This is a genomic window from Subdoligranulum variabile (genome assembly GCF_025152575.1).
Lineage (GTDB): Bacteria > Bacillota > Clostridia > Oscillospirales > Ruminococcaceae > Gemmiger > Gemmiger variabilis.
On sequence record NZ_CP102293.1, the window covers coordinates 1,610,614 to 1,628,300 of the forward strand.

At 54.7% G+C, this 17,687-nt stretch carries 20 protein-coding genes; 14 read left to right on the plus strand and 6 right to left on the minus strand.

Going from position 1 to position 17,687, the window contains the following annotated elements; all coding sequences use genetic code 11:
- Positions 1 to 103 precede the first annotated feature (103 nt).
- Together NQ490_RS07680 and NQ490_RS07685 are read right to left on the minus strand one after the other, a co-directional pair.
- Positions 104 to 925, minus strand: coding sequence for a patatin-like phospholipase family protein (locus NQ490_RS07680; RefSeq protein ID WP_242655013.1), 822 nt, complete (start codon positions 923 to 925; stop codon positions 104 to 106).
- A gap of 76 nt (positions 926 to 1,001) precedes the next feature.
- On the minus strand, positions 1,002 to 1,442 hold the full coding sequence (locus NQ490_RS07685; protein ID WP_007048050.1) for an Rrf2 family transcriptional regulator: 441 nt from the start codon (positions 1,440 to 1,442) through the stop codon (positions 1,002 to 1,004).
- Between the two features lie 107 nt (positions 1,443 to 1,549).
- Between NQ490_RS07685 and NQ490_RS07690 the strand changes: the two genes are divergently transcribed.
- From NQ490_RS07690 to NQ490_RS07725, 8 genes are all read left to right on the plus strand, one after another.
- Positions 1,550 to 2,470: an SIR2 family NAD-dependent protein deacylase gene (locus tag NQ490_RS07690; protein ID WP_007048049.1), complete on the plus strand. Its 921-nt coding sequence runs from the start codon at positions 1,550 to 1,552 to the stop codon at positions 2,468 to 2,470.
- Positions 2,448 to 3,329: an SIR2 family NAD-dependent protein deacylase gene (locus NQ490_RS07695; RefSeq protein ID WP_007048048.1), complete on the plus strand. Its 882-nt coding sequence runs from the start codon at positions 2,448 to 2,450 to the stop codon at positions 3,327 to 3,329. Before NQ490_RS07690 ends, NQ490_RS07695 begins: the two co-directional genes overlap by 23 nt.
- Positions 3,322 to 4,179, plus strand: coding sequence for an SIR2 family NAD-dependent protein deacylase (locus tag NQ490_RS07700; protein ID WP_007048047.1), 858 nt, complete (start codon positions 3,322 to 3,324; stop codon positions 4,177 to 4,179). The genes NQ490_RS07695 and NQ490_RS07700 overlap by 8 nt, the downstream gene beginning before the upstream one ends.
- Before the next feature lie 108 nt (positions 4,180 to 4,287).
- Positions 4,288 to 4,638, plus strand: coding sequence for a CGGC domain-containing protein (locus tag NQ490_RS07705; RefSeq protein ID WP_007048046.1), 351 nt, complete (start codon positions 4,288 to 4,290; stop codon positions 4,636 to 4,638).
- Between the two features lie 53 nt (positions 4,639 to 4,691).
- Positions 4,692 to 5,063, plus strand: coding sequence for an ArsR/SmtB family transcription factor (locus NQ490_RS07710; protein ID WP_007048045.1), 372 nt, complete (start codon positions 4,692 to 4,694; stop codon positions 5,061 to 5,063).
- Between the two features lie 12 nt (positions 5,064 to 5,075).
- The gene (locus tag NQ490_RS07715) at positions 5,076 to 6,179 is read left to right on the plus strand and encodes a helix-turn-helix domain-containing protein (protein ID WP_007048044.1); all 1,104 of its coding nucleotides are present in this window, start codon (positions 5,076 to 5,078) and stop codon (positions 6,177 to 6,179) included.
- Complete coding sequence (locus NQ490_RS07720; RefSeq protein WP_040918418.1) at positions 6,148 to 7,008, plus strand: MurR/RpiR family transcriptional regulator; 861 nt, start codon at positions 6,148 to 6,150, stop codon at positions 7,006 to 7,008. Before NQ490_RS07715 ends, NQ490_RS07720 begins: the two co-directional genes overlap by 32 nt.
- Positions 7,009 to 7,210: 202 nt before the next feature.
- Positions 7,211 to 8,599 carry a 6-phospho-beta-glucosidase gene (locus NQ490_RS07725; protein WP_007048041.1) on the plus strand — a complete coding sequence of 463 codons (1,389 nt, stop codon included), beginning with the start codon at positions 7,211 to 7,213 and terminating at the stop codon, positions 8,597 to 8,599.
- 16 nt (positions 8,600 to 8,615) lie between these two features.
- Here NQ490_RS07725 and NQ490_RS07730 read toward each other — a convergent pair whose 3' ends face one another.
- Positions 8,616 to 9,257 carry a TetR/AcrR family transcriptional regulator gene (locus NQ490_RS07730; protein ID WP_007048040.1) on the minus strand — a complete coding sequence of 214 codons (642 nt, stop codon included), beginning with the start codon at positions 9,255 to 9,257 and terminating at the stop codon, positions 8,616 to 8,618.
- 200 nt (positions 9,258 to 9,457) lie between these two features.
- Between NQ490_RS07730 and NQ490_RS07735 the strand changes: the two genes are divergently transcribed.
- Positions 9,458 to 9,865, plus strand: coding sequence for a hypothetical protein (locus NQ490_RS07735; protein WP_040918417.1), 408 nt, complete (start codon positions 9,458 to 9,460; stop codon positions 9,863 to 9,865).
- A 49-nt stretch (positions 9,866 to 9,914) separates the two neighbouring features.
- Here NQ490_RS07735 and NQ490_RS07740 read toward each other — a convergent pair whose 3' ends face one another.
- A complete protein-coding gene (locus NQ490_RS07740; protein WP_007048038.1) occupies positions 9,915 to 10,208 on the minus strand; it encodes a helix-turn-helix domain-containing protein in 294 nt (97 codons plus the stop codon).
- Positions 10,141 to 11,001, minus strand: coding sequence for a hypothetical protein (locus NQ490_RS07745; protein WP_007048037.1), 861 nt, complete (start codon positions 10,999 to 11,001; stop codon positions 10,141 to 10,143). The genes NQ490_RS07740 and NQ490_RS07745 overlap by 68 nt, the downstream gene beginning before the upstream one ends.
- A gap of 254 nt (positions 11,002 to 11,255) precedes the next feature.
- Here NQ490_RS07745 and NQ490_RS07750 point away from each other — a divergent pair, with 254 nt between their 5' ends.
- From NQ490_RS07750 to NQ490_RS07770, 5 genes are all read left to right on the plus strand, one after another.
- Complete coding sequence (locus NQ490_RS07750; protein WP_007048036.1) at positions 11,256 to 11,777, plus strand: hypothetical protein; 522 nt, start codon at positions 11,256 to 11,258, stop codon at positions 11,775 to 11,777.
- The gene (locus NQ490_RS07755) at positions 11,774 to 12,220 is read left to right on the plus strand and encodes an HD domain-containing protein (protein ID WP_007048035.1); all 447 of its coding nucleotides are present in this window, start codon (positions 11,774 to 11,776) and stop codon (positions 12,218 to 12,220) included. The genes NQ490_RS07750 and NQ490_RS07755 overlap by 4 nt, the downstream gene beginning before the upstream one ends.
- Positions 12,221 to 12,844: 624 nt before the next feature.
- Positions 12,845 to 13,198 (plus strand): helix-turn-helix domain-containing protein, encoded by a 354-nt coding sequence (locus NQ490_RS07760; protein WP_007048033.1) that lies wholly within the window; start codon positions 12,845 to 12,847, stop codon positions 13,196 to 13,198.
- A complete protein-coding gene (locus NQ490_RS07765) occupies positions 13,195 to 14,745 on the plus strand; it encodes a recombinase family protein (RefSeq protein WP_259951021.1) in 1,551 nt (516 codons plus the stop codon). The genes NQ490_RS07760 and NQ490_RS07765 overlap by 4 nt, the downstream gene beginning before the upstream one ends.
- Before the next feature lie 741 nt (positions 14,746 to 15,486).
- Positions 15,487 to 15,882, plus strand: coding sequence for a hypothetical protein (locus NQ490_RS07770; protein WP_007048028.1), 396 nt, complete (start codon positions 15,487 to 15,489; stop codon positions 15,880 to 15,882).
- 89 nt (positions 15,883 to 15,971) lie between these two features.
- Here the strand turns inward: NQ490_RS07770 and putP are convergent, their stop codons facing one another.
- The gene (gene putP, locus NQ490_RS07775; RefSeq protein ID WP_007048027.1) at positions 15,972 to 17,495 is read right to left on the minus strand and encodes a sodium/proline symporter PutP; all 1,524 of its coding nucleotides are present in this window, start codon (positions 17,493 to 17,495) and stop codon (positions 15,972 to 15,974) included.
- Positions 17,496 to 17,687 lie beyond the last annotated feature (192 nt).

The window sequence follows — 17,687 nt, forward strand, 5'->3', positions numbered from 1 at the left end:
CCGGCAAGCGAGCGTTTCAGGACGAAGCTGTAAAACACCGGAGTGGTTGCCGCATTGGTAACCACTCCGGTGCTTTTTGTCATCGGCGGCCGATTCAGTCGCATCAATGGGAGAGAAAAGCTTCCAGCGCTTCTTTCTGCGCAGCGAAATCTCGCAGGCCAAGGTCATACAGTTCCCGCTCGGCCTTTTCCTTCATAGAGTAAGTACCCACATGGAGCGGCTCGCTGGGGGCAAAGACAAACGCCACCCCCCTCTGCTCAAGAGAAAACACCTGGCGCATGGTTTGGTTGTACACCGTGTGCCGTCGATCAATGGCATCCACAATGTGAGGATAGCGGCGGCATACCTGTCGGTACAGCCCGCGCATTCCTTGAGGTTTCAGCACAAAGTCCCGATTTTTAGAGAGGATGACGACCAGCTTTTCGCATCCCTGAGCCAGTGCGCGGCGAACGGGAATGGCATCGGTCAGGCCTCCGTCAAAATAGGGAACTCCATTCAGTTCTACCGGGTGACAGGCTACCGGTATAGCACTGGAAGCCATGATCAACCGATAATCATCCTGTTTCATCATTTCCATGCCATGGTATTCCGGTTCACCTGTAAGAGCATTTGTGACAACGATCTCGTATTGGGCCGGATTGTTTCTGAGGGCAGGGAAATCCAACGGGTCTTTCCCTTCGGCACGGGTCAGGTCTCCATAGATATATTTCAGCCCAAACAGATCGCCGGTTTTTAACAGGCTTTTCAGTCCGAAATAATCGGGAGAATGGATATGGTCAGTGAAGAAACGCAGATTTCGGCCCCTTTGCCCGGCCAGATAGGATGCCAGATTGCCGGAACCGCCGGATACGCCAATACAATAGCCAAATTGGATCTTTTCATCCAGAAAAGCGTCCAGAATACCGGCGTTGTAGGCGCATTTCATGCCGCCGCCTTCCACAACAAGTCCGATTCTTTTATGAGGTTTCGTATACAACATCTCCTTAAGAAATAACGTCCGTTTATTGTTCCGGGGGCAGGGCTTCCAGCTTTTTATGGTACAGGTCCAGGATGTCCTGCAAGGTGATGACCTGCATCTTCTGCTCGGCCGCCTGCTGAATTTCCTGGTACATATCGGCAATGCTCAGCTGTACATAGATGCCTACGCCGCAATCCGGGTTCGTATCAATATCCCAATGAAGAAGCGGCTTGGTGCCCTCGATGGCCCGGTATACATCGAGCACGGTGATCTCGCAGGGATTTCGGGTCAGCTCAGCGTTGGCTTGCCCTTGGGTGTTGGTAAGGAGTCCGGCTTTTTTTAGGGCGGACATCAGCTGCCGGATGTAGGCTGGGTTGGTTTTCACGCTTTCGGCAATTTTTGCACTTGTGATCCGCTGGCTGGCACCCATGCTCAGAAAAGCTAGAATGTGGAGTGCGTCACTCAGTTTTGTGGAATATTTCATGGTATCACCTCAAAAAACTCGGCCGCCTACTTGTAATTTATAAAATAACATGATAGAATTGCAACATGTAATTTTTATAATAACAACTCGTGGAGGCTTTGTCAACTATGCTGCTGAATCGGAAAAGCCCTATGGATACTTCCGTCCATCGTCAAAATGTGGAGGTCCTGCTGGACAAAATCAATGGAGCAGAGGCTATTTTGGTGGGAGCTGCGGCCGGTATGTCTGCGTCCTGCGGATTTGACTTCTTTTATCACAACGACGCCATGTTTGAGCGTTATCTGGGAGATTTTCACCGAAAATATGGATTTGTGGGTGCATTCAACGGATTTTATTACAACTATCCATCTCCGGAAGCCCACTGGGCATTTCTGGCCCGTATGGGCTATATGGAATACGAGTGCCCCACGGGAAAGCCTTATTATGATCTGATGCGTCTGCTCAGTGGGAAAAATTTTCATATCATGACAACGAATCAGGATTTCCAGTTTACCCGGGTGGTTCCGGAAGAAAAGTTGAGCGCAATTCAGGGCGATTCCCGGTATTATCAATGCAGCCGCCGATGCCATGACGCAATTTACTGGAATAAAGAAATGGTGTATGAAATGAACCGGGCGATTGATGAAAACCTGTGTATCCCGGCGGAACTGATTCCCCGTTGTCCCCGATGCGGAGCAGAAATGGAACCCTGGGTACGGGGGTATACGTTCCTGGAAGGGGAAAAGTATCGGGACGAATACCGAAAAATTCAGGAATTTCTGACAGCCAATCAGGAACGGAAAATCCTTTTCCTGGAACTGGGGGTGGGGCGTATGACGCCCATGTTTATTCAAGAGCCCTTCTGGAATCTGACTTATTCCCTCCCACAGGCGTATTACATTACCATCAATCCCAAAGACGCCCTGCTGCCCCAAGAATTATCTCAGAAAGGATGGGCTATCCAAGAGGACATCGCTGCGGTGCTGCGAGATGCCGTGACGGTCGTGGAAAAGGAAGAAGGAAAGAATGGATCTACAGCGGAAAAGTAAATTGGAATGGTTGGCCCAGCAAATCGCCCGGGCGGATGCCGTCGTCATTGGCGGCGGTTCAGGCTTATCGAGCGCAGCCGGATACGACCACTACCACTGGTCCCCGGCACTGTCCGGCCCATTGGAAAAGTTCCGGAAGTATTACGGATTCACTTCTCCCTTTGCCGGCTTTTATCATTGCTTTTCCAGTTACGGAGAGCAATGGGGCTATTACAGCCAGTACATTCGCGCCATGTGGGAGGCTCCCACGGGGCGGCCCTATCTTGACCTGAAAGAAATCATAGGCAACAAGCCGGTTTTTGTTTTGACTACCAATGCGGATGGTCAGTTTTTCCGGGTGTTTCCCCAAGAGAAGATATGTGCCTTTCAGGGCGATTTTGGGTATTGTCAGTGCAGTCAGCCCTGTCAGGACAAGCTGTGGGAAAACCGGGATCTGGTGGAAAGACTGACCTGTCGCCTGCAGGGCGTACGGTTGCCGGAAAATGCGGTACCCCGGTGCCCGGATTGCGGCCGGGTCCTTGTGCCTTGGGTGCGGGATGATACCTTTCTGGAAGGCAGCGTGTGGCGGCAGAATCTGACCCGCTACCATGATTTTTTGCGGCACTGGCTGTTGGAGCAGCCGGGGAAACGGCTCCTTCTTTTGGAAGTGGGGGTAGGGGAGATGACGCCCAGCATCATCAAGCTGCCCTTCTGGCAACTGACGGCCAGAAATGAAATGGTTTTTTACGCCTGCATGAACCAAAAAGAGTCTGATGTGCCAGAACATCTGAAAGATCGGGGGCTGTATATTCAGGGGGATCTGGCGGAAACGCTGGCAGCCCTTCGACAGATACAGAAAGGAGAATACAGCAATGCATGATCTCAAACCCATCGCGGAAAAAATCCGTGAAGCAGATGCCATTCTGATCGGTGCCAGCAACGGGCTGTCCATCACCGAAGGACTGCACTTGTTTGCGGACAATGCGGCATTTGATAAATTGTTTGGGGACTTCAAACGGAAATACGGCCTGGGGTGTCTGCTGCAGGGGATGGCAGCCCATTGGCCATCGGAAGAGGAAAAGTGGGCCTTCTGGGCCCGGTTGATCCATCATTACTGCGGGCAGTACCAGCCTACGCCGGTGATGAAGGATTTGAAGGCCATTGTGGGGGAGAAAGACTACTTTGTCATCACATCAAACGGAGAAGGCCACTTTGAACTGTGTGGCTTCGATCCGTCGAAAATCTATGAGATTGAGGGAAACTGGCTCACGATGCAATGTGCCCGCCCTTGCCACGATACCCGTTATCCAAGTCTGGAAGTGGCCCAAAAAATATCAGCTGCCGAGCAGGGGGGCCGTGTCCCTACAGAGTTGGTGCCGCGGTGTCCCAAGTGCGGCGGTCCCATGGACATCCACATGGGGGCAGGTCAGAGAATGATTCCGGATACCGCTGCCCAGGCACAATTTCAAAACTTTCTGAAAACCTATCACGGGAAAAAGCTGGTGGTTTTGGAGCTGGGGATTGGTTGGCGCAATCAGCTCATTAAGGCCCCAATGATGCGCCTGGTGGCTCGCGAGCCAAACGCGAATTATGTGACCATCAATCTGGGTGAGATCTATATTGCGGACAATATCAAAGAGAAGTCCTTTGGATTGGATGGACGGCTGGATGAGCTGCTGCCTGCTCTCCGATCAGCGTGCGAAAGGATAGAACAGCAAGATCTATGCTGAAAATGAAAACAGGTTGAACAGGATATTCCAACGATAGCGTTGGAGGACAGACGTGGCAAGCCAGAATTAAGAAACAAAAACAAGCTATACGACAAAGGAGAAAAACATATGAAGTTGGGAATTATTCGTTGTATGCAAACAGAGGATTACTGCCCCGGAAGCAGGGACTTTAAAACCATCCGGGAGAGAAAAGGAGCCTTTGCAGGAGTGGATGACATTGAGTTGGTAGGATTTATCAACTGTGGCGGATGTCCTGGAAAGAAAGTCGTACTGCGGGCAAACTCTCTGGTTAGTCAGGGAGCAGATACAATCGCGTTTGCTTCGTGCATCCAAAAAGGAACCCCCATTGGCTATCCTTGTCCTTTTGCCAAACGGATGAAAGATCTTGTACAGAATGCAGTCGGCGACAAGGTTCAAATTTTGGATTATACGCACGATGCAGGCCCGGAACAGAAGTGAGTTCCCATCCGTTCCTGTTTGTGATATGATAAGCCCAACAGGAAGGTGATTCGATGGGAAAGATGGATTTGCCTCACGATCATGGGCAGATGATGGAGCGGAAGTTGCAGAATATGCCCAGCGTGGAAAATTTCCAAACGATTGCGGAGATTTTCAAGCAGCTGGGCGATGGCAGCCGACTGCGAATCTTTTGGGTGCTGTGCCATTGTGAGGAGTGTGTGGTCAATCTGTCGTCTATGGTTGGGATGAGCAGCCCGGCTGTATCCCATCATCTGAAGCAGCTGCGGTCAGCCGGTCTGATTGTCAATCGCAGGGAGGGCAAAGAGGTATATTATACGGCTGCGGACACGGAACAGGTCAGACTGCTTCATCAGATGATTGAGGAACTGGTAAAAATCGCCTGCCCCTCCCAAGAAAAAACGTGAGGAGGGCGGAACATGAGGCAAGAAGAACGGGAAAACTTGGAACAGCAACTTCAAGATGTTCCCTATGGCAGCATGACGACAATTCGGCATACTCTTCCCGGTCAGGAAGAAGTCCTTCTGACCGGCCAGTTTTCAGCCAGAACAAAGGGAAAGGGGAAATTGGATGTATATCAACCTCTGCCTGGGGTGGAGGCGTCGTACAGCAGGCTGATCGGCACAGAGGTAACGGTATGCCATGAGGCTTCCGACACCATTCTGGAGCTGTTTTATTGCCGCCGTGGCCGGGTAGGCTGGAATATGCGGGGTGGCATATCGGTATATTTGGGCGCGGGAGACCTGAGTGTTCACAGCGCCTGCTGTTGTGCGGATTCCTGCATGATGTTTCCCTTGGGATATGCAGAGGGCCTGTCCGTTTCGATGGATCTGGCAGTCCTGCAGGAAACTTTCCCGCCTATTTTGCGGGATTCCGGGGTGGATGTTCAGGCCCTGCATCAGACTTTCTGCGCGGAAAAGCCCGTTGCCATTCCGGCCAGCCAGAGGCTGGAAGAGATCTTTTCACCGATATATTCGGCACCTTCTGTTCAGCGAAAGGCTTATCTGTACCTGAAAATGCAGGAACTGCTGCTCTATCTTTCCCGTGTGCGGCCCCAGAAGGAGATGCTCCCGCCATATGAATCCCAACAGACAGAAATGATCAAAGAAATCCATCGGGAGCTGACCACGCATTTGGAACAGCGCCTTACCATTGAGGATCTTGCCCGGAAGTATCTGATCAACACCTCTACCCTGAAGGAGGTGTTCAAGGCGGTCTATGGCCAGCCTATTGGGTCGTATATGAAAGGGTACCGTGTGGAGTACGCCATGAAACTGTTGAGAGAAACCCGCATGTCCATCCAGGAAATTGCGGAGCGTGTGGGATACAGGACCCAGGGAAAATTCTCGAAAGCCTTCAAGGATGTGGCGCAGATGCTTCCCACAGAGTACCGGAATCACGCTGCAGGTGATTTTTTTGAATGGGAACACAATTTGAATGGGGCCATGAGCGGAGCCCATGAAAGCGCCAATGCGGGGAAGGGGGCAAACGATGACGCTGGAGAATACCATTCGGATGACTGAGCATCTTACGCCGACGGAAAGTGAACTGGGAAGCTATCTCATACGCCATCTGGATACGATCCCGGAACTGTCCATTCTGGAATTGTCCGAGCGGACCCACATTTCCAAATCCGCCATTCATCGTTTCTGCAAAAAGCTGGGCTTTGGCGGTTTCAACGAAGTAAAAGTGGCGGCAGCCAAAGAGCTGGCTGAACCCCGTGCCAACAGTGAATGGATCGATGTGAATTATCCTTTCGAGGAAAATGATGGACCCCAGCCGGTGGCCCAGAAGTTGGCCAAACTGTATGAAACCGCCATTCGGGATACCTACAAGTGCATGGATTTCGTGCAGGTTCAGCAGGCGGCGCGGTTGATGAACCGTGCCCGTGGAATTGATATTTACACCCATGCTCACAACATGAATGTGGCGGAAAATTTTCAGGATAAAATGCTGGCTATCGGTCGGTTGGTGAACTGCCCCAAGGGGGAATATAACCAGCGGGCCACTGTACTGGCTGCCGCGCCGGACCGGGTGGCGCTGATTCTTTCCTATTCCGGGCGGGCCAGCTTTATCCGGCCAATTCTGCCGGTGCTGCATCGAAAAAAGATCCCGGTCATTCTCATCGGCAAAGCGGGCAGCAACCGATTCCCGGAATATGTTACCCACGCGCTGAGTATCAGCGGCCAGGAAAATCTGCGGGATCGCATCTCTCAGTTTTCTTCCCATATTGCTATGCAGTACATGATGGATGTGCTGTTCGGGTGCATCTACAACATAGAACGGCAACAAAATATTGATTACCTGACGCAGTCCATTGATTTTATGGATGATCGGGAGCCGGAACCCTGAAAAGTTTCAAAAAGTGCCAGAGGCAATGCCGCCTCTGGCACTTTTTTTGGAAAAAACTCTCTGGTTTGCGGATCGTGATTGCTGGCAAAAATGCATGGCTCTATACTGAAACCAATGAAAGCGCAGACATCACAGCCCGGGATGTGATGAGGCAGCATTTTCTGAATTTTGTGAGAAACAGACCCCAACAGGAGGCATCGTTATGAAAGGACCTGTCAAAATCGTGACCATCGGCGGTGGCAGCAGCTATACACCGGAGTTGATGGAAGGATTTATCAAGCGCTACCAGGACCTCCCCATCCGGGAAATCTGGCTGGTTGACATCGAGGATGGGAAGGAAAAGTTGGAGATCGTGGGAGCATTGGCCCAGCGGATGTGGGATGCGTCTCCCTACGATGTGAAAGTTCACCTGACTCTGGACCGGCGCGAGGCATTGAAAGATGCGGACTTTGTTACCACCCAGTTCCGGGTAGGACTGCTGGATGCCCGCATAAAGGACGAGCGCATTCCGCTGCTTCACGGTATGCTGGGGCAGGAGACCAACGGCGCGGGGGGCATCTTCAAGGCGTTCCGCACCATCCCTGTCATTGGTCAGATTATCGAGGATATGAAAGAGCTCTGCCCCAACGCCTGGCTCATCAACTTCACCAACCCAAGCGGTATGGTGACCGAGGCTGCCATCAAGCATTTCGGGTGGGAAAGGTGCATCGGCCTGTGCAACGTACCTACCATCTCCATGATGGCGGAACCCAGGCTGCTGGGAAAAGATCTTTCGGAGCTGACCTATCGGTTTGCCGGCCTCAACCATTTCCACTGGCACAAGGTGTATGACCGGGATGGCAAGGATCTGACGCCCGAGCTCATCGACCACATTAACGAGGCGGGAGGCGGTACGCCGGTCAACATCTATCAGGCGCCTTTCCCGCTGGAACTGTTGCACAGCATGAATCTGTTGCCCTGCGGCTATCATCGCTACTACTACCAGAAGCAGGCCATGTTGGACCATGCTCTGGAAGAGTTCCGGCAAGGCGGCACACGGGCTGAGCAGGTGAAGCAGACCGAAAAGGAACTGTTCGAGCTGTACAAGAATCCCCAGCTGCACGAAAAACCGGTCCAGCTCAGCAAACGGGGTGGCGCCTATTACAGCGACGCGGCCTGTGAGTGTATCCGGGCTATTTACAGCAACAGCAGGACGCATATGGTGGTGAGTACACGGAATAACGGTGCCATCTCCTGCTTGGACGACGACTCCATCGTGGAGGTGTCCAGCCTCATTTCTGCCACGGGAGCACAGCCGCTGGCCTGGGGCCCTATGCCTTCTGCCGAAAAGGGCTGGCTGCAGATGATGAAGGCAATGGAGGAATGCACCATCCAGGCGGCCCTGACCGGCGACTACGGTCTGGCGCTGGAAGCCTTTGTGCTGAATCCTCTGGTGGAGAATAATGCGGAAACCCAGCGGGTGTTGGATGAACTTCTGGTGGCCCATGAAAAATACCTGCCCCAGTTCCATGGCAAGATTCAGCAACTCAAGGCCAAAGGTGTACATTGTCAGGACCCTGTTGTGGAGGACTTGATGGAACACGGTCATTGAGCCAACACCGGCAGGATTATGGAGCAGTGGCATCGGCAGGCAGAATGCCGTCATAGCCGGAAGAAATAAAACGAAGCAGTAAAGCCTGAATCTGGTACCAGGTGTCATCCTTCTGCCAGTGCAGAGCCTTGTTCACGCTGAAGCTGCCGTTGATGATGAATAAGGCCAGCAGTTGGGATTCCTTCTCGCTGAGGTGAAACTGCTGGGAAAAGCTGTGGATAAAGCGCTGCTTTTGAGATTGGTAAATACGATTGACCACATACCCGGAAATCGTTTCATCCAGAAACAGTACCTTGTATTTGGGCAGGGAAGCGGCCCGCTGGCACACAGGCATCAGGCTGTCACTTTCCTGCAGATGATCGGCCGGAATGCTGGCCAGACGGTGGCTCAAGGCCAGAAGATTTTCTGCCCCGGCCGCGGTTTCGCTTTCTGCAATGTGCAGTGCGTCATCCAGCGCATCATCCAGTACATCGGTCAGGGACTGATAGTGAAGATAGTAGGTGGCACGGGTGATCTCTGCCAGGCGGCAGATCTCGGTCACCGTGATGCGTTCAAAGGGCTTTTTGTGCATAGCTTCCAGTAACGCGTCCTTGATTACCTGACGGGTATACAGGGTACGGCGATCTGTTTTGCGAATCGGTTTGTTCTGCTCATCCATAATGGGGCCTCCTTTCCAAACTCCTTGACAAAAAGAAAAATCTGTCAAGAAACGACGATATTCCGCGAAACTGTAGATTGAAATTTTCTTACTACCATCTTATATTAATTATAGACAATATGTCAAGAACTTTTGTGCATGTCAACAAATCGCCGGCGTGTATGGTATGCGAAAGGTTCTGCAAAAAAGGAGGAAAAAACGTGATTGCCATTCAATGGGAAGATGTGATCGGTGTTTTACAGACCTGTGCCCCGTATCTGATCGCGTTGGGGATTCTGTGGGCTGCTGCTGTCATCGTCATGGTAGCTGTACATACTTTGCAGGCACCGAAACGGAAGATGGCCCGCGGCTACGCGGCCCTGAGTATGGTGCTGTCCCTGGCGGTAGTGGCCAATCTGATCTGCCTGGGTCCCATGTCCGCGTTGCTGGACCTTTCCTCCGGGGAGGGAACCGTCAGTGACGAAACCACCCAGGAGGCCATTGCCGTGGCCAACCAGATTGCAGAGGAAGGCACTGTACTTTTGAAAAACGACGGTCTGCTGCCCCTGAAAAACACCAAAAATCTGAACCTCTTCGGCTGGACCAGTGTCGCTTTGCAAAAAAAATGAGAACATTTTGCTGATAAAATGAAAAAAGAAAAGGGCGTTTAAGAGGTTTTTAAAGCCTCCTTAAACGCCCTTTTCCTGTCTCATTGTCTCTTGGGTTTCCGTGTTCTTCGAGAATCAAGCAATTCCCGGTCCGCTTCTGCTTGTTCGGGATGTACTCCAGCACATCCTCAACTTGGCAGTCCAGCGCCTCACAGATTCGATCCAGGTGTTCCAGACTGATCCTATCCGCGAATTCGTTATAGTAAGCGCAGATCGTAGACGGCCGAATACCTGTTTCACGCGCAAGGCGTGCTTGCGACCAACGCTTTTCCCCAAGCAAACGAGACAGATGATTTTTGATCATCTGATCGCCCCGCCGACCATTTTAATAGAGCCAGCTGGGGCGTGTCCCGTTTTTGATAGAGTATAACGAATTGCGTTAGTAGTTGCGGATCAGAAGCTCTTTGTAGGGTGGCCTTAAACCGCCGGCAGAAGTCCTCGCTCTCCACCTGTTCCGTGAAGTCACCCTTCGGGTCGGGGAGAGAATGGATCCTGCTGTCCTCATCTTCCATGCATTCTTCCAGGGAAACGGTCTGCACCCGTTTGGAGCGGGTGTGATACCACTTGCGGAGGAAGTCTTTTCGGACATAGGTGTCCCACCGCTCAAAATCTTCCTCGCAGGGCATGTCCCGTATTACTTCCAACATGGGACCCCAGCCCTGTTCCTCGATGGTCTGTTCCACCACTTGTTTCATGACCTGGCGCACATCTTCCGGGTCGCAGAAGGGAATCTCATAGTCAGGGGGCAAGGCAAAGAGTGCCTGCACGCCCCAGCCCCGCACTTTTTCCACTCCTTTGGCCCATAGGGGCAAGGCATAGGACAAGCGCCATACCGGGGAATAGCCGGAGTAATGTTCCTTCCAGCCGCCAAAGCCAAAATGAGGGAAAGCAAGGGAAGCCACGGCATCCATGATCTCGTTCAAGAACTGCTGGCTCAAAATGACCTTGCCCCATCCGGGGGTGGCGTTCAGTGCTCCCATGCTGCGGGGGAGTTTACTCAGGGTAGGATAACGGGAAATCACATCGTAGGACAGCATATACGCCAGAGGCAGGTAACGGACGGGGCTGTCATAGGAAAACTGGTAGATAACGGGCATATAGGTTCGACCTCCTTTCGTGAGAGACGGTTGTGTCTCTAATTATTAACGGCACAAGTATATACCTTTTGTTCCTGCTTTTCAAAGAAATTTGAAAAGCAGGGGAATAATTCACCGTAGCAATAGGGGGGACAGAATGCCTTTTAGGCGAAGAAAGGAAGTTTTTCTGTTTATGACTTGCACTTTCCACTTTATCCCTTTACAATGAAAACAAATCGAACTGCACCTGTTTGGTGCGGAAGGGGGATTGTGTCATGGGCTTTAATCTGAATAAGGCAAAGGCGGCAAAAGAAGAAATTTTGAAGTCGTTTACTCCTCTGGAACTCAACGAGGGCAATGTCCAGGCTATCTTCAATCGGTGTTTGGCGACGAAAGACACGCCCAACGCCGATGTGCAGTTGACTATTCTGTTCGAAAAAGTCATGGGATATGACGAGGACAGCAAGCCCATGGCCTTTCGAAAATCTACTGTCGAACAAAACAAGAAGAATGTCCTGTATCTGATGGGACAGTTAAATTCTGTCCATCAAGGAAGTCGTGCGATTACGGCCAAAGAGTCTATATACAGATATGACGGGAAAAAGTGGACAACCGAAACGGTCACTATCATGCAGCTTTATCACTTAGCGAAAACTGCAGATTGTATGGCCCCGTTTGTAAAACAGAGTAATCGAGCCATGACTGAACCCATCGTCACCCCCACCCTCTCCCCGAAAGACCCGGAGTTCCCCGCTTGGTGGGAGGCCCACAAGAGCGAGTGGGAGGACAAGGCGTGATTTACACAACCCTGACCAACAAAGCCCTGCGGCTGGCCTACGCCGCCCACCACGGGCAGACGGACAAGAGCGGCCAGCCGTATATCTTCCACCCCTATCATCTGGCGGAGCAGATGACGGACGAGGTGAGCATCTGCGTGGCCCTGCTTCACGATGTGGTGGAGGACACCGATCTGACCTTTGCGGATTTGGAACGGGAGTTCCCGCCGGAGGTCACGGACGCTTTGCGTCTGCTGACCCACGAAAAGGGGACGGACTATTTTGACTATGTGCGGGCCATCAAGAAAAACCCCGTGGCGGTGAAAGTCAAGCTGGCCGATCTCGCCCACAATTCCGATGAAACCCGGTTTGCCGGGTGCGGGGACAGATCGGCGGAACAGCTTGCGAGGCGGCGGGAGAAGTATGCCAAAGCGAGAGCGATTTTAGAGGGCGGCGAGGATTGACGGCGGGGTAGCAACCCCAGCCGGGGCCGTCAATGGTCAAGATGAACGGCGCACAAGTGCGCCGCCATTGACCGCCCCGCCCGGCCTTGCTCTGCGGTTATCAAGGCGGGCAAGCCCCAAGGGTGCTTGCCCGCCCTTTTGGATTTTGGGAGAACGGGAGCCGCCTCCTTTGGGACACTTTGTCCCAGCCCTGCGGGGGACGAAAGACGAGGGACGGGGGCTTATATACCTGCCGCCGCTCTCTGAAAACGGACAGGCTTTTTGTTCCCTCCCGGTCACAACACTCCCGCCCGTTTTCCTGCCGAGGGAAGCGGGGTGCATACCGCACCGCACCCCGCTTCCCCCGTCAGCCGCGCCAGCAGGTATAACACACTATACCTTGCAAGCAAGGTAGTGTGCCAGGGGGACACCCCCTGGACCCCCTCGTGCTGCTGGTGTGCGCCGAGTTGATCCCGTCCACCTCTGTTTCGTAAACCGCATAGAACCAGCGCAGGACAGCGTACCCCGTGGCTGCCCTGCGCTTTTTCTTTTGCCCATCCGTAAATCTCGGAGAATCTGATTTCGGGTTGCAATTTTACAAAAACCGGGTTATAATGAAATTGACCCGGAAAAGGAGGCGAGAGTATGATAGAAGTGGGTAGGCGATTGAAAGCCCTGCGGGAGAGCATCGGATTCTCCCAGGTGAAGATGGCCCAGGCATTGGGCACCACCCAGTCCAGCATCAACCGATATGAAAACGGACAGTCCTCTCCATCGGTGGAACTGTTCCGACGGTATGCAGATTACTTTGATGTGTCTCTGGATTATATCTTTGCCCGGACGGATAAGCCACAAGGGGAAACCTATCACTTCAAGCCCAAGGCAGCCCCGGAGCGGGAGGAGCTGCGGCGGTTCATTGAGATGTGCTTTGATCCGCAATCTCCCATGAACGAAAAGCTGAAGGAAACCCTGTTCCGCATGATGGAGGGTGAATCATGAATGCTGTGATCTATGCCCGGTACTCCTCGGACAACCAGCGGGAAGAGAGCATCGAGGGCCAGATCCGGGAATGCACTGCCTACGCTGAGAAAAACGGCATTACCATTCTGAGACACTACATTGACCGGGCCTTGTCCGCCAAGACCGACAACCGCCCGGAGTTTCAGAACATGATCAAGGACAGCGGCAAACGCCTGTTTGATATGGTCATTGTCTGGAAGCTGGACCGGTTTGCCCGCAACCGCTACGATAGCGCCCGTTACAAAACCACACTGAAAAAGAACGGGGTGAAGGTGGTGTCTGCCACCGAGATTATCTCCAACGGGTCCGAAGGAATCCTTCTGGAAAGTCTGCTGGAGGGCTATGCGGAGTATTACTCCGCCGATCTGGCAGAAAAGGTCTCCCGGGGAATGACCGAGAATGTCCTCAAGTCCAAGTGCAATGGGGGCAACCGCACCATGGGATATGTCATTGACAGTGACCGGCATTTCCAGCCGGACCCCTTGACTGCGCCATTTATCCGAGAGGTATTCCAGCGGTATGCCGAAGGAGCTACCATGACCGAGATTCGGGACTGGCTCAATGAGCAAGGGGTAAGAAACACCAGGGGCCAGAAGATGAACTACGGTAGCATCCAGCGGATTTTGAACAATCGCCGGTATATTGGAGAATACACCTTCCGGGGAACCGTAGCGCCGGAGGGCATCCCGGCCCTTGTGACACGGGAACTCTTTGACCGGGTGCAGGAAAGGATGGCCAAAAACAGAAAAGCCCCGGCCCGTTATAAGGCCGAGGAAGAATATTTGCTGACCACCAAGCTGTTCTGCGGCTACTGCGGAGCGTACCTCTGCGGGGAGAGCGGTGTCAGCCACACGGGAAAGGTGCATCGGTACTACAAGTGCGTATCGGTGAAAAAGAAGCGAACGGAGTGCCACAAGAAATCGGTGCGGAAGGACTGGATCGAAGACCTGGTGGTCAGCGAGACCATGAAGATGGTCACGGACGATCAGGTCATTGAAGCCATCGTGTCCATGCTCATGGATCTGCAGGACCGGGAGAATGTGAATCTTCCCCTGTACGAACAGCAGCTGCGGGAGGTAGACCGGGCCATCGAGAATCTGCTGAACGCCATCCAGCAGGGAATCCTCATCAAGTCCACCAAAGCACGGCTGGAAGAACTGGAAGCCAACAAGGAGGATCTGGAGACCAGGATCGCCTGTGAGAAGCTGGCCAAGCCCCGGATCAGCGCCGAGTTCATCACCTTCTGGCTGCAGCGGTTCCGCAAACTGGATGTACGGCAGGAGTTCCACAGGAAAATGCTCATTGATACCTTCATCAACGCCATTTTCCTGTATGACGACAAGGTGGTGCTCACCTTCAACTATAAGGAAGGCACCAAGACCATCACCTTCGATGACCTCAAGACCGCTCTGGCAGAGGAAAAAATAAGTTCGGATTTGGATTGCCAAGCTGCACCAAAAGAAAGCCCCTACGGCGTATCCCGCCGTGGGGGCTTTGCTTTTGGTTGCACGCTCGGAGGACTCTAACAGGGCGACGGCGCCGCCGCGCCGGAACCAACAGTCCGGTGGACTGTTGGTTAGCCCGCGGGAGAGTCCCCGGGAATGGGAAAGGGCCCCCGACGTGCTGGGGGTGGAGCTTTTACGGTTATGGAGGACAGCCTTACACAGTGTGTAGGGCTGTTTTTTATTGCTGTAATCCGGAACGTAGAGCTGATGCACCATCGGGGACGAGAACAGCTGCGAAGGCGACTGCCGCCTGCGGCGGAAACAGGGAGCCGGAGCAGGGGCCGCGGTCGCAGAGGCGGCGGGCCGCTCCAAGGGGCGCCAGCCGATGCGGGCACCGCAACCTGTAAGACGGCGCCGCAGCGCCGGAACCAACAGTCCAGTGGACTGTTGGTTAGCCCGCGGGAGAGTCCCCGAGGAATGCGGAAATGAGCAGTATGTGGCGGGGGTGGAGATCGGCGTGTCCCGCCGTGGGGGCCTTTTTTTGGTTGCACGCTCGGAGGAAGAGGCACCTAAGGATAGCAGAGCGTGGCGGGGGTTGGGCGTGGAGGAAAGAGCGGCGGGGTCAAGAACCCGCCCTACGGGCTGCGGAAATCCGGGATGCAGCGGCAGTCTGTGCACCATCGGGGACGAAAACCGCTGCGGCGGTGTGGAAAATGCCAAAAGCGTGACAATGCCGGGCGGCGGCTTGCAGGGCGCGGGCCGCGGCATGTATACTGAAAACAGGATCCGGACCGAACCGGTGGTACAAAGGGAGGCGACGCCATGAAATCATCCGGCACCATTATGATTCCCCTTGCGGTCGTGGCGCTTCTGGCGCTGCTCCTGGCGGGAAATGCCGCCGCGCACCCCCACAGGGGCGCGCCGGAACCCGCCGAAATCCATTACCGTCCGGCCATACGCTATGAGGATGAACTGTATCTGTACATCAGCCAGCCGCCGTTCGGGGAGGTAGAGCGGGAAAACCTCTCCTATGCGGCTACCCTGGCCGGGGATCTTCCTTCCAGTCAACTGCCCACCGAGAATCTGCAATCCTGCGGCTGTCCGGAACTTGTGAATGGCAGGATTTACCGCTCCGAGAAGCACCCGGAGTATCTGTTTGTCCATAACGCGGAGGAGGACCGGATGGTGGCCTTTGTGGCGGAATCCCCGTCATCCTGAGGGCAGCCGGCCCGAACGCACAAACGGTTACCCCAACCAAAAAGGGACACGGCCGGAGCCGTGTCCCTGGGCCGGGGAAATCCCGGGAATTACTTCTGTTTCACCGCCTCGAAGGTGTCCAGGATGGACTGTTCGGGGGCGGGGGTGAGCAGCGACACCACCACGATGGCCGCCGCAGCGCAGAGGAAGGCGGGCAGCAGCTCGTAGATGGCGAAGACGCCGCCCAGCGGGGCGATGAGGAACTTCCACAGGAAGACCATGATGCCGCCGGTGAGCATGCCGGCCAGGGCGCCCCATCGGTTGGAGCGCTTCCAGAACAGGGCGGCCAGCATCACCGGGCCGAAGGCGGCGCCGAAGCCCGCCCAGGCGAAGGAGACCACCCGGAAGACCGAGCTGTCGGGGTCCCGGGCCAGGAAGGCGGCGATGAGGGCGATGGCCAGCATGACGCCGCGGGCCACCACCATGCCGCGCTTGCCGCTGAAATCCCGTTTGAGGAAATCGTTGCCCAGGTCCTGGGAGACCGAGGAGGAGGCGGCCAGCAGCTGGCTGTCGGCGGTGGACATGGTGGCGGCCAGGATGCCCGCCAGGATGACGCCGGCCAGCAGGGCGGGCACCGCCCCGTACTGGCTGATGAGGCTGGCGATGCGGACGATGATGGTCTCGGAATCGGCCAGCTGTTCCAGGGCGCCGCTGGCGGTCATGGCGTTGCCCACCACGCCGATGACGATGGCCACCCCCATGGAGATGACCACCCAGGAGGAGGCCACCCGGCGGGAGAGCTTGAGTTTCTTTTCGTCCTCGATGGCCATGAAGCGGACGAGGATGTGGGGCATGCCGAAATAGCCCAGGCCCCAGGCCAGCAGGGAGCAGACGGTCAGCAGGCTGTAGGGGTGAGAGCCGCCGGTGGCGGGGTCATGGATGCGCAGCACCGACAGGTAATCGGTCATGGAGCGGGCGTTGTCCAGCACGGCCTGCACGCCCCCCGCCTGGGTGACGCCGAAGCCCAGCACCACCACCAGGGCCACCGTCATGATGATGGACTGGATGAGGTCGGTGAAGGAGGCCGCCAGGAAACCGCCCATGACGGTATACAGCACGATGACCGCCGCCGAGATCAGCATGGCCGTGAGGTAGTCCATGCCGAAGAGGGTGGAGAACAGCTTGCCGCAGGCGGAAAAGCCCGACGCCGTGTAGGGGATAAAGAAGACGATGATGACCAGGGCCGCCACCGCCGACAGCAGGCAGCGGGAATCGCCCCACCGCTTGGAGAAGAACTGGGGCACCGTGATGGCGTTGAGCCGGTGGGAGTAGCGGCGGATCCGCTTGGCCACGATGAGCCAGTTCAGGTAGGTGCCCACGATGAGGCCCAGAGCCGTCCAGCTGGCCTCGGCCAGACCGGTGAGGTAGGCCACGCCGGGCAGGCCCATGAGCAGCCAGGAGGACATATCGCTGGCCTCGGCACTCATGGCGGTGACGAAAGGCCCCAGCTTGCGGCCCCCCAGATAGAAATCGTCCACCGACTCGTTTTTCTTGGCACAGATCCAGCCGATCCACAGCATGAACAGCAGGTAGACCGCAATGGCCAGCAGGATCAGGGCTTGCGCTGTCGTCATGTACAACACTCCTCTTACTTCAACATTCCCACCCCCGGCTGTGCAGCAACCGGAAGAATGGGCCTATTATACCATACCCGGCGGGAAATGGGTATCCGAAAAAGCCCTTTTCCGGCGGAAAATCGCGGATTCCGCCGGTTTTTTTCCCTGAATCTCATCCCCGGAACGCTGCGCAGGTTGCACAAATTCTGC

Excerpts from the sequence above, each read along its gene's own strand:
- NQ490_RS07680 (WP_242655013.1), bottom strand. The coding sequence starts at position 925 with ATGAAATGCGCCTACAACGCCGGTATTCTGGACGCTTTTCTGGATGAA.
- NQ490_RS07685 (WP_007048050.1), bottom strand. The coding sequence starts at position 1,442 with ATGAAATATTCCACAAAACTGAGTGACGCACTCCACATTCTAGCTTTT.
- NQ490_RS07690 (WP_007048049.1), top strand. The coding sequence starts at position 1,550 with ATGCTGCTGAATCGGAAAAGCCCTATGGATACTTCCGTCCATCGTCAA.
- NQ490_RS07695 (WP_007048048.1), top strand. The coding sequence starts at position 2,448 with ATGGATCTACAGCGGAAAAGTAAATTGGAATGGTTGGCCCAGCAAATC.
- NQ490_RS07700 (WP_007048047.1), top strand. The coding sequence starts at position 3,322 with ATGCATGATCTCAAACCCATCGCGGAAAAAATCCGTGAAGCAGATGCC.
- NQ490_RS07705 (WP_007048046.1), top strand. The coding sequence starts at position 4,288 with ATGAAGTTGGGAATTATTCGTTGTATGCAAACAGAGGATTACTGCCCC.
- NQ490_RS07710 (WP_007048045.1), top strand. The coding sequence starts at position 4,692 with ATGGGAAAGATGGATTTGCCTCACGATCATGGGCAGATGATGGAGCGG.
- NQ490_RS07715 (WP_007048044.1), top strand. The coding sequence starts at position 5,076 with ATGAGGCAAGAAGAACGGGAAAACTTGGAACAGCAACTTCAAGATGTT.
- NQ490_RS07720 (WP_040918418.1), top strand. The coding sequence starts at position 6,148 with ATGACGCTGGAGAATACCATTCGGATGACTGAGCATCTTACGCCGACG.
- NQ490_RS07725 (WP_007048041.1), top strand. The coding sequence starts at position 7,211 with ATGAAAGGACCTGTCAAAATCGTGACCATCGGCGGTGGCAGCAGCTAT.
- NQ490_RS07730 (WP_007048040.1), bottom strand. The coding sequence starts at position 9,257 with ATGGATGAGCAGAACAAACCGATTCGCAAAACAGATCGCCGTACCCTG.
- NQ490_RS07740 (WP_007048038.1), bottom strand. The coding sequence starts at position 10,208 with ATGATCAAAAATCATCTGTCTCGTTTGCTTGGGGAAAAGCGTTGGTCG.
- NQ490_RS07745 (WP_007048037.1), bottom strand. The coding sequence starts at position 11,001 with ATGCCCGTTATCTACCAGTTTTCCTATGACAGCCCCGTCCGTTACCTG.
- NQ490_RS07750 (WP_007048036.1), top strand. The coding sequence starts at position 11,256 with ATGGGCTTTAATCTGAATAAGGCAAAGGCGGCAAAAGAAGAAATTTTG.
- NQ490_RS07760 (WP_007048033.1), top strand. The coding sequence starts at position 12,845 with ATGATAGAAGTGGGTAGGCGATTGAAAGCCCTGCGGGAGAGCATCGGA.
- NQ490_RS07765 (WP_259951021.1), top strand. The coding sequence starts at position 13,195 with ATGAATGCTGTGATCTATGCCCGGTACTCCTCGGACAACCAGCGGGAA.
- NQ490_RS07770 (WP_007048028.1), top strand. The coding sequence starts at position 15,487 with ATGAAATCATCCGGCACCATTATGATTCCCCTTGCGGTCGTGGCGCTT.
- putP (WP_007048027.1), bottom strand. The coding sequence starts at position 17,495 with ATGACGACAGCGCAAGCCCTGATCCTGCTGGCCATTGCGGTCTACCTG.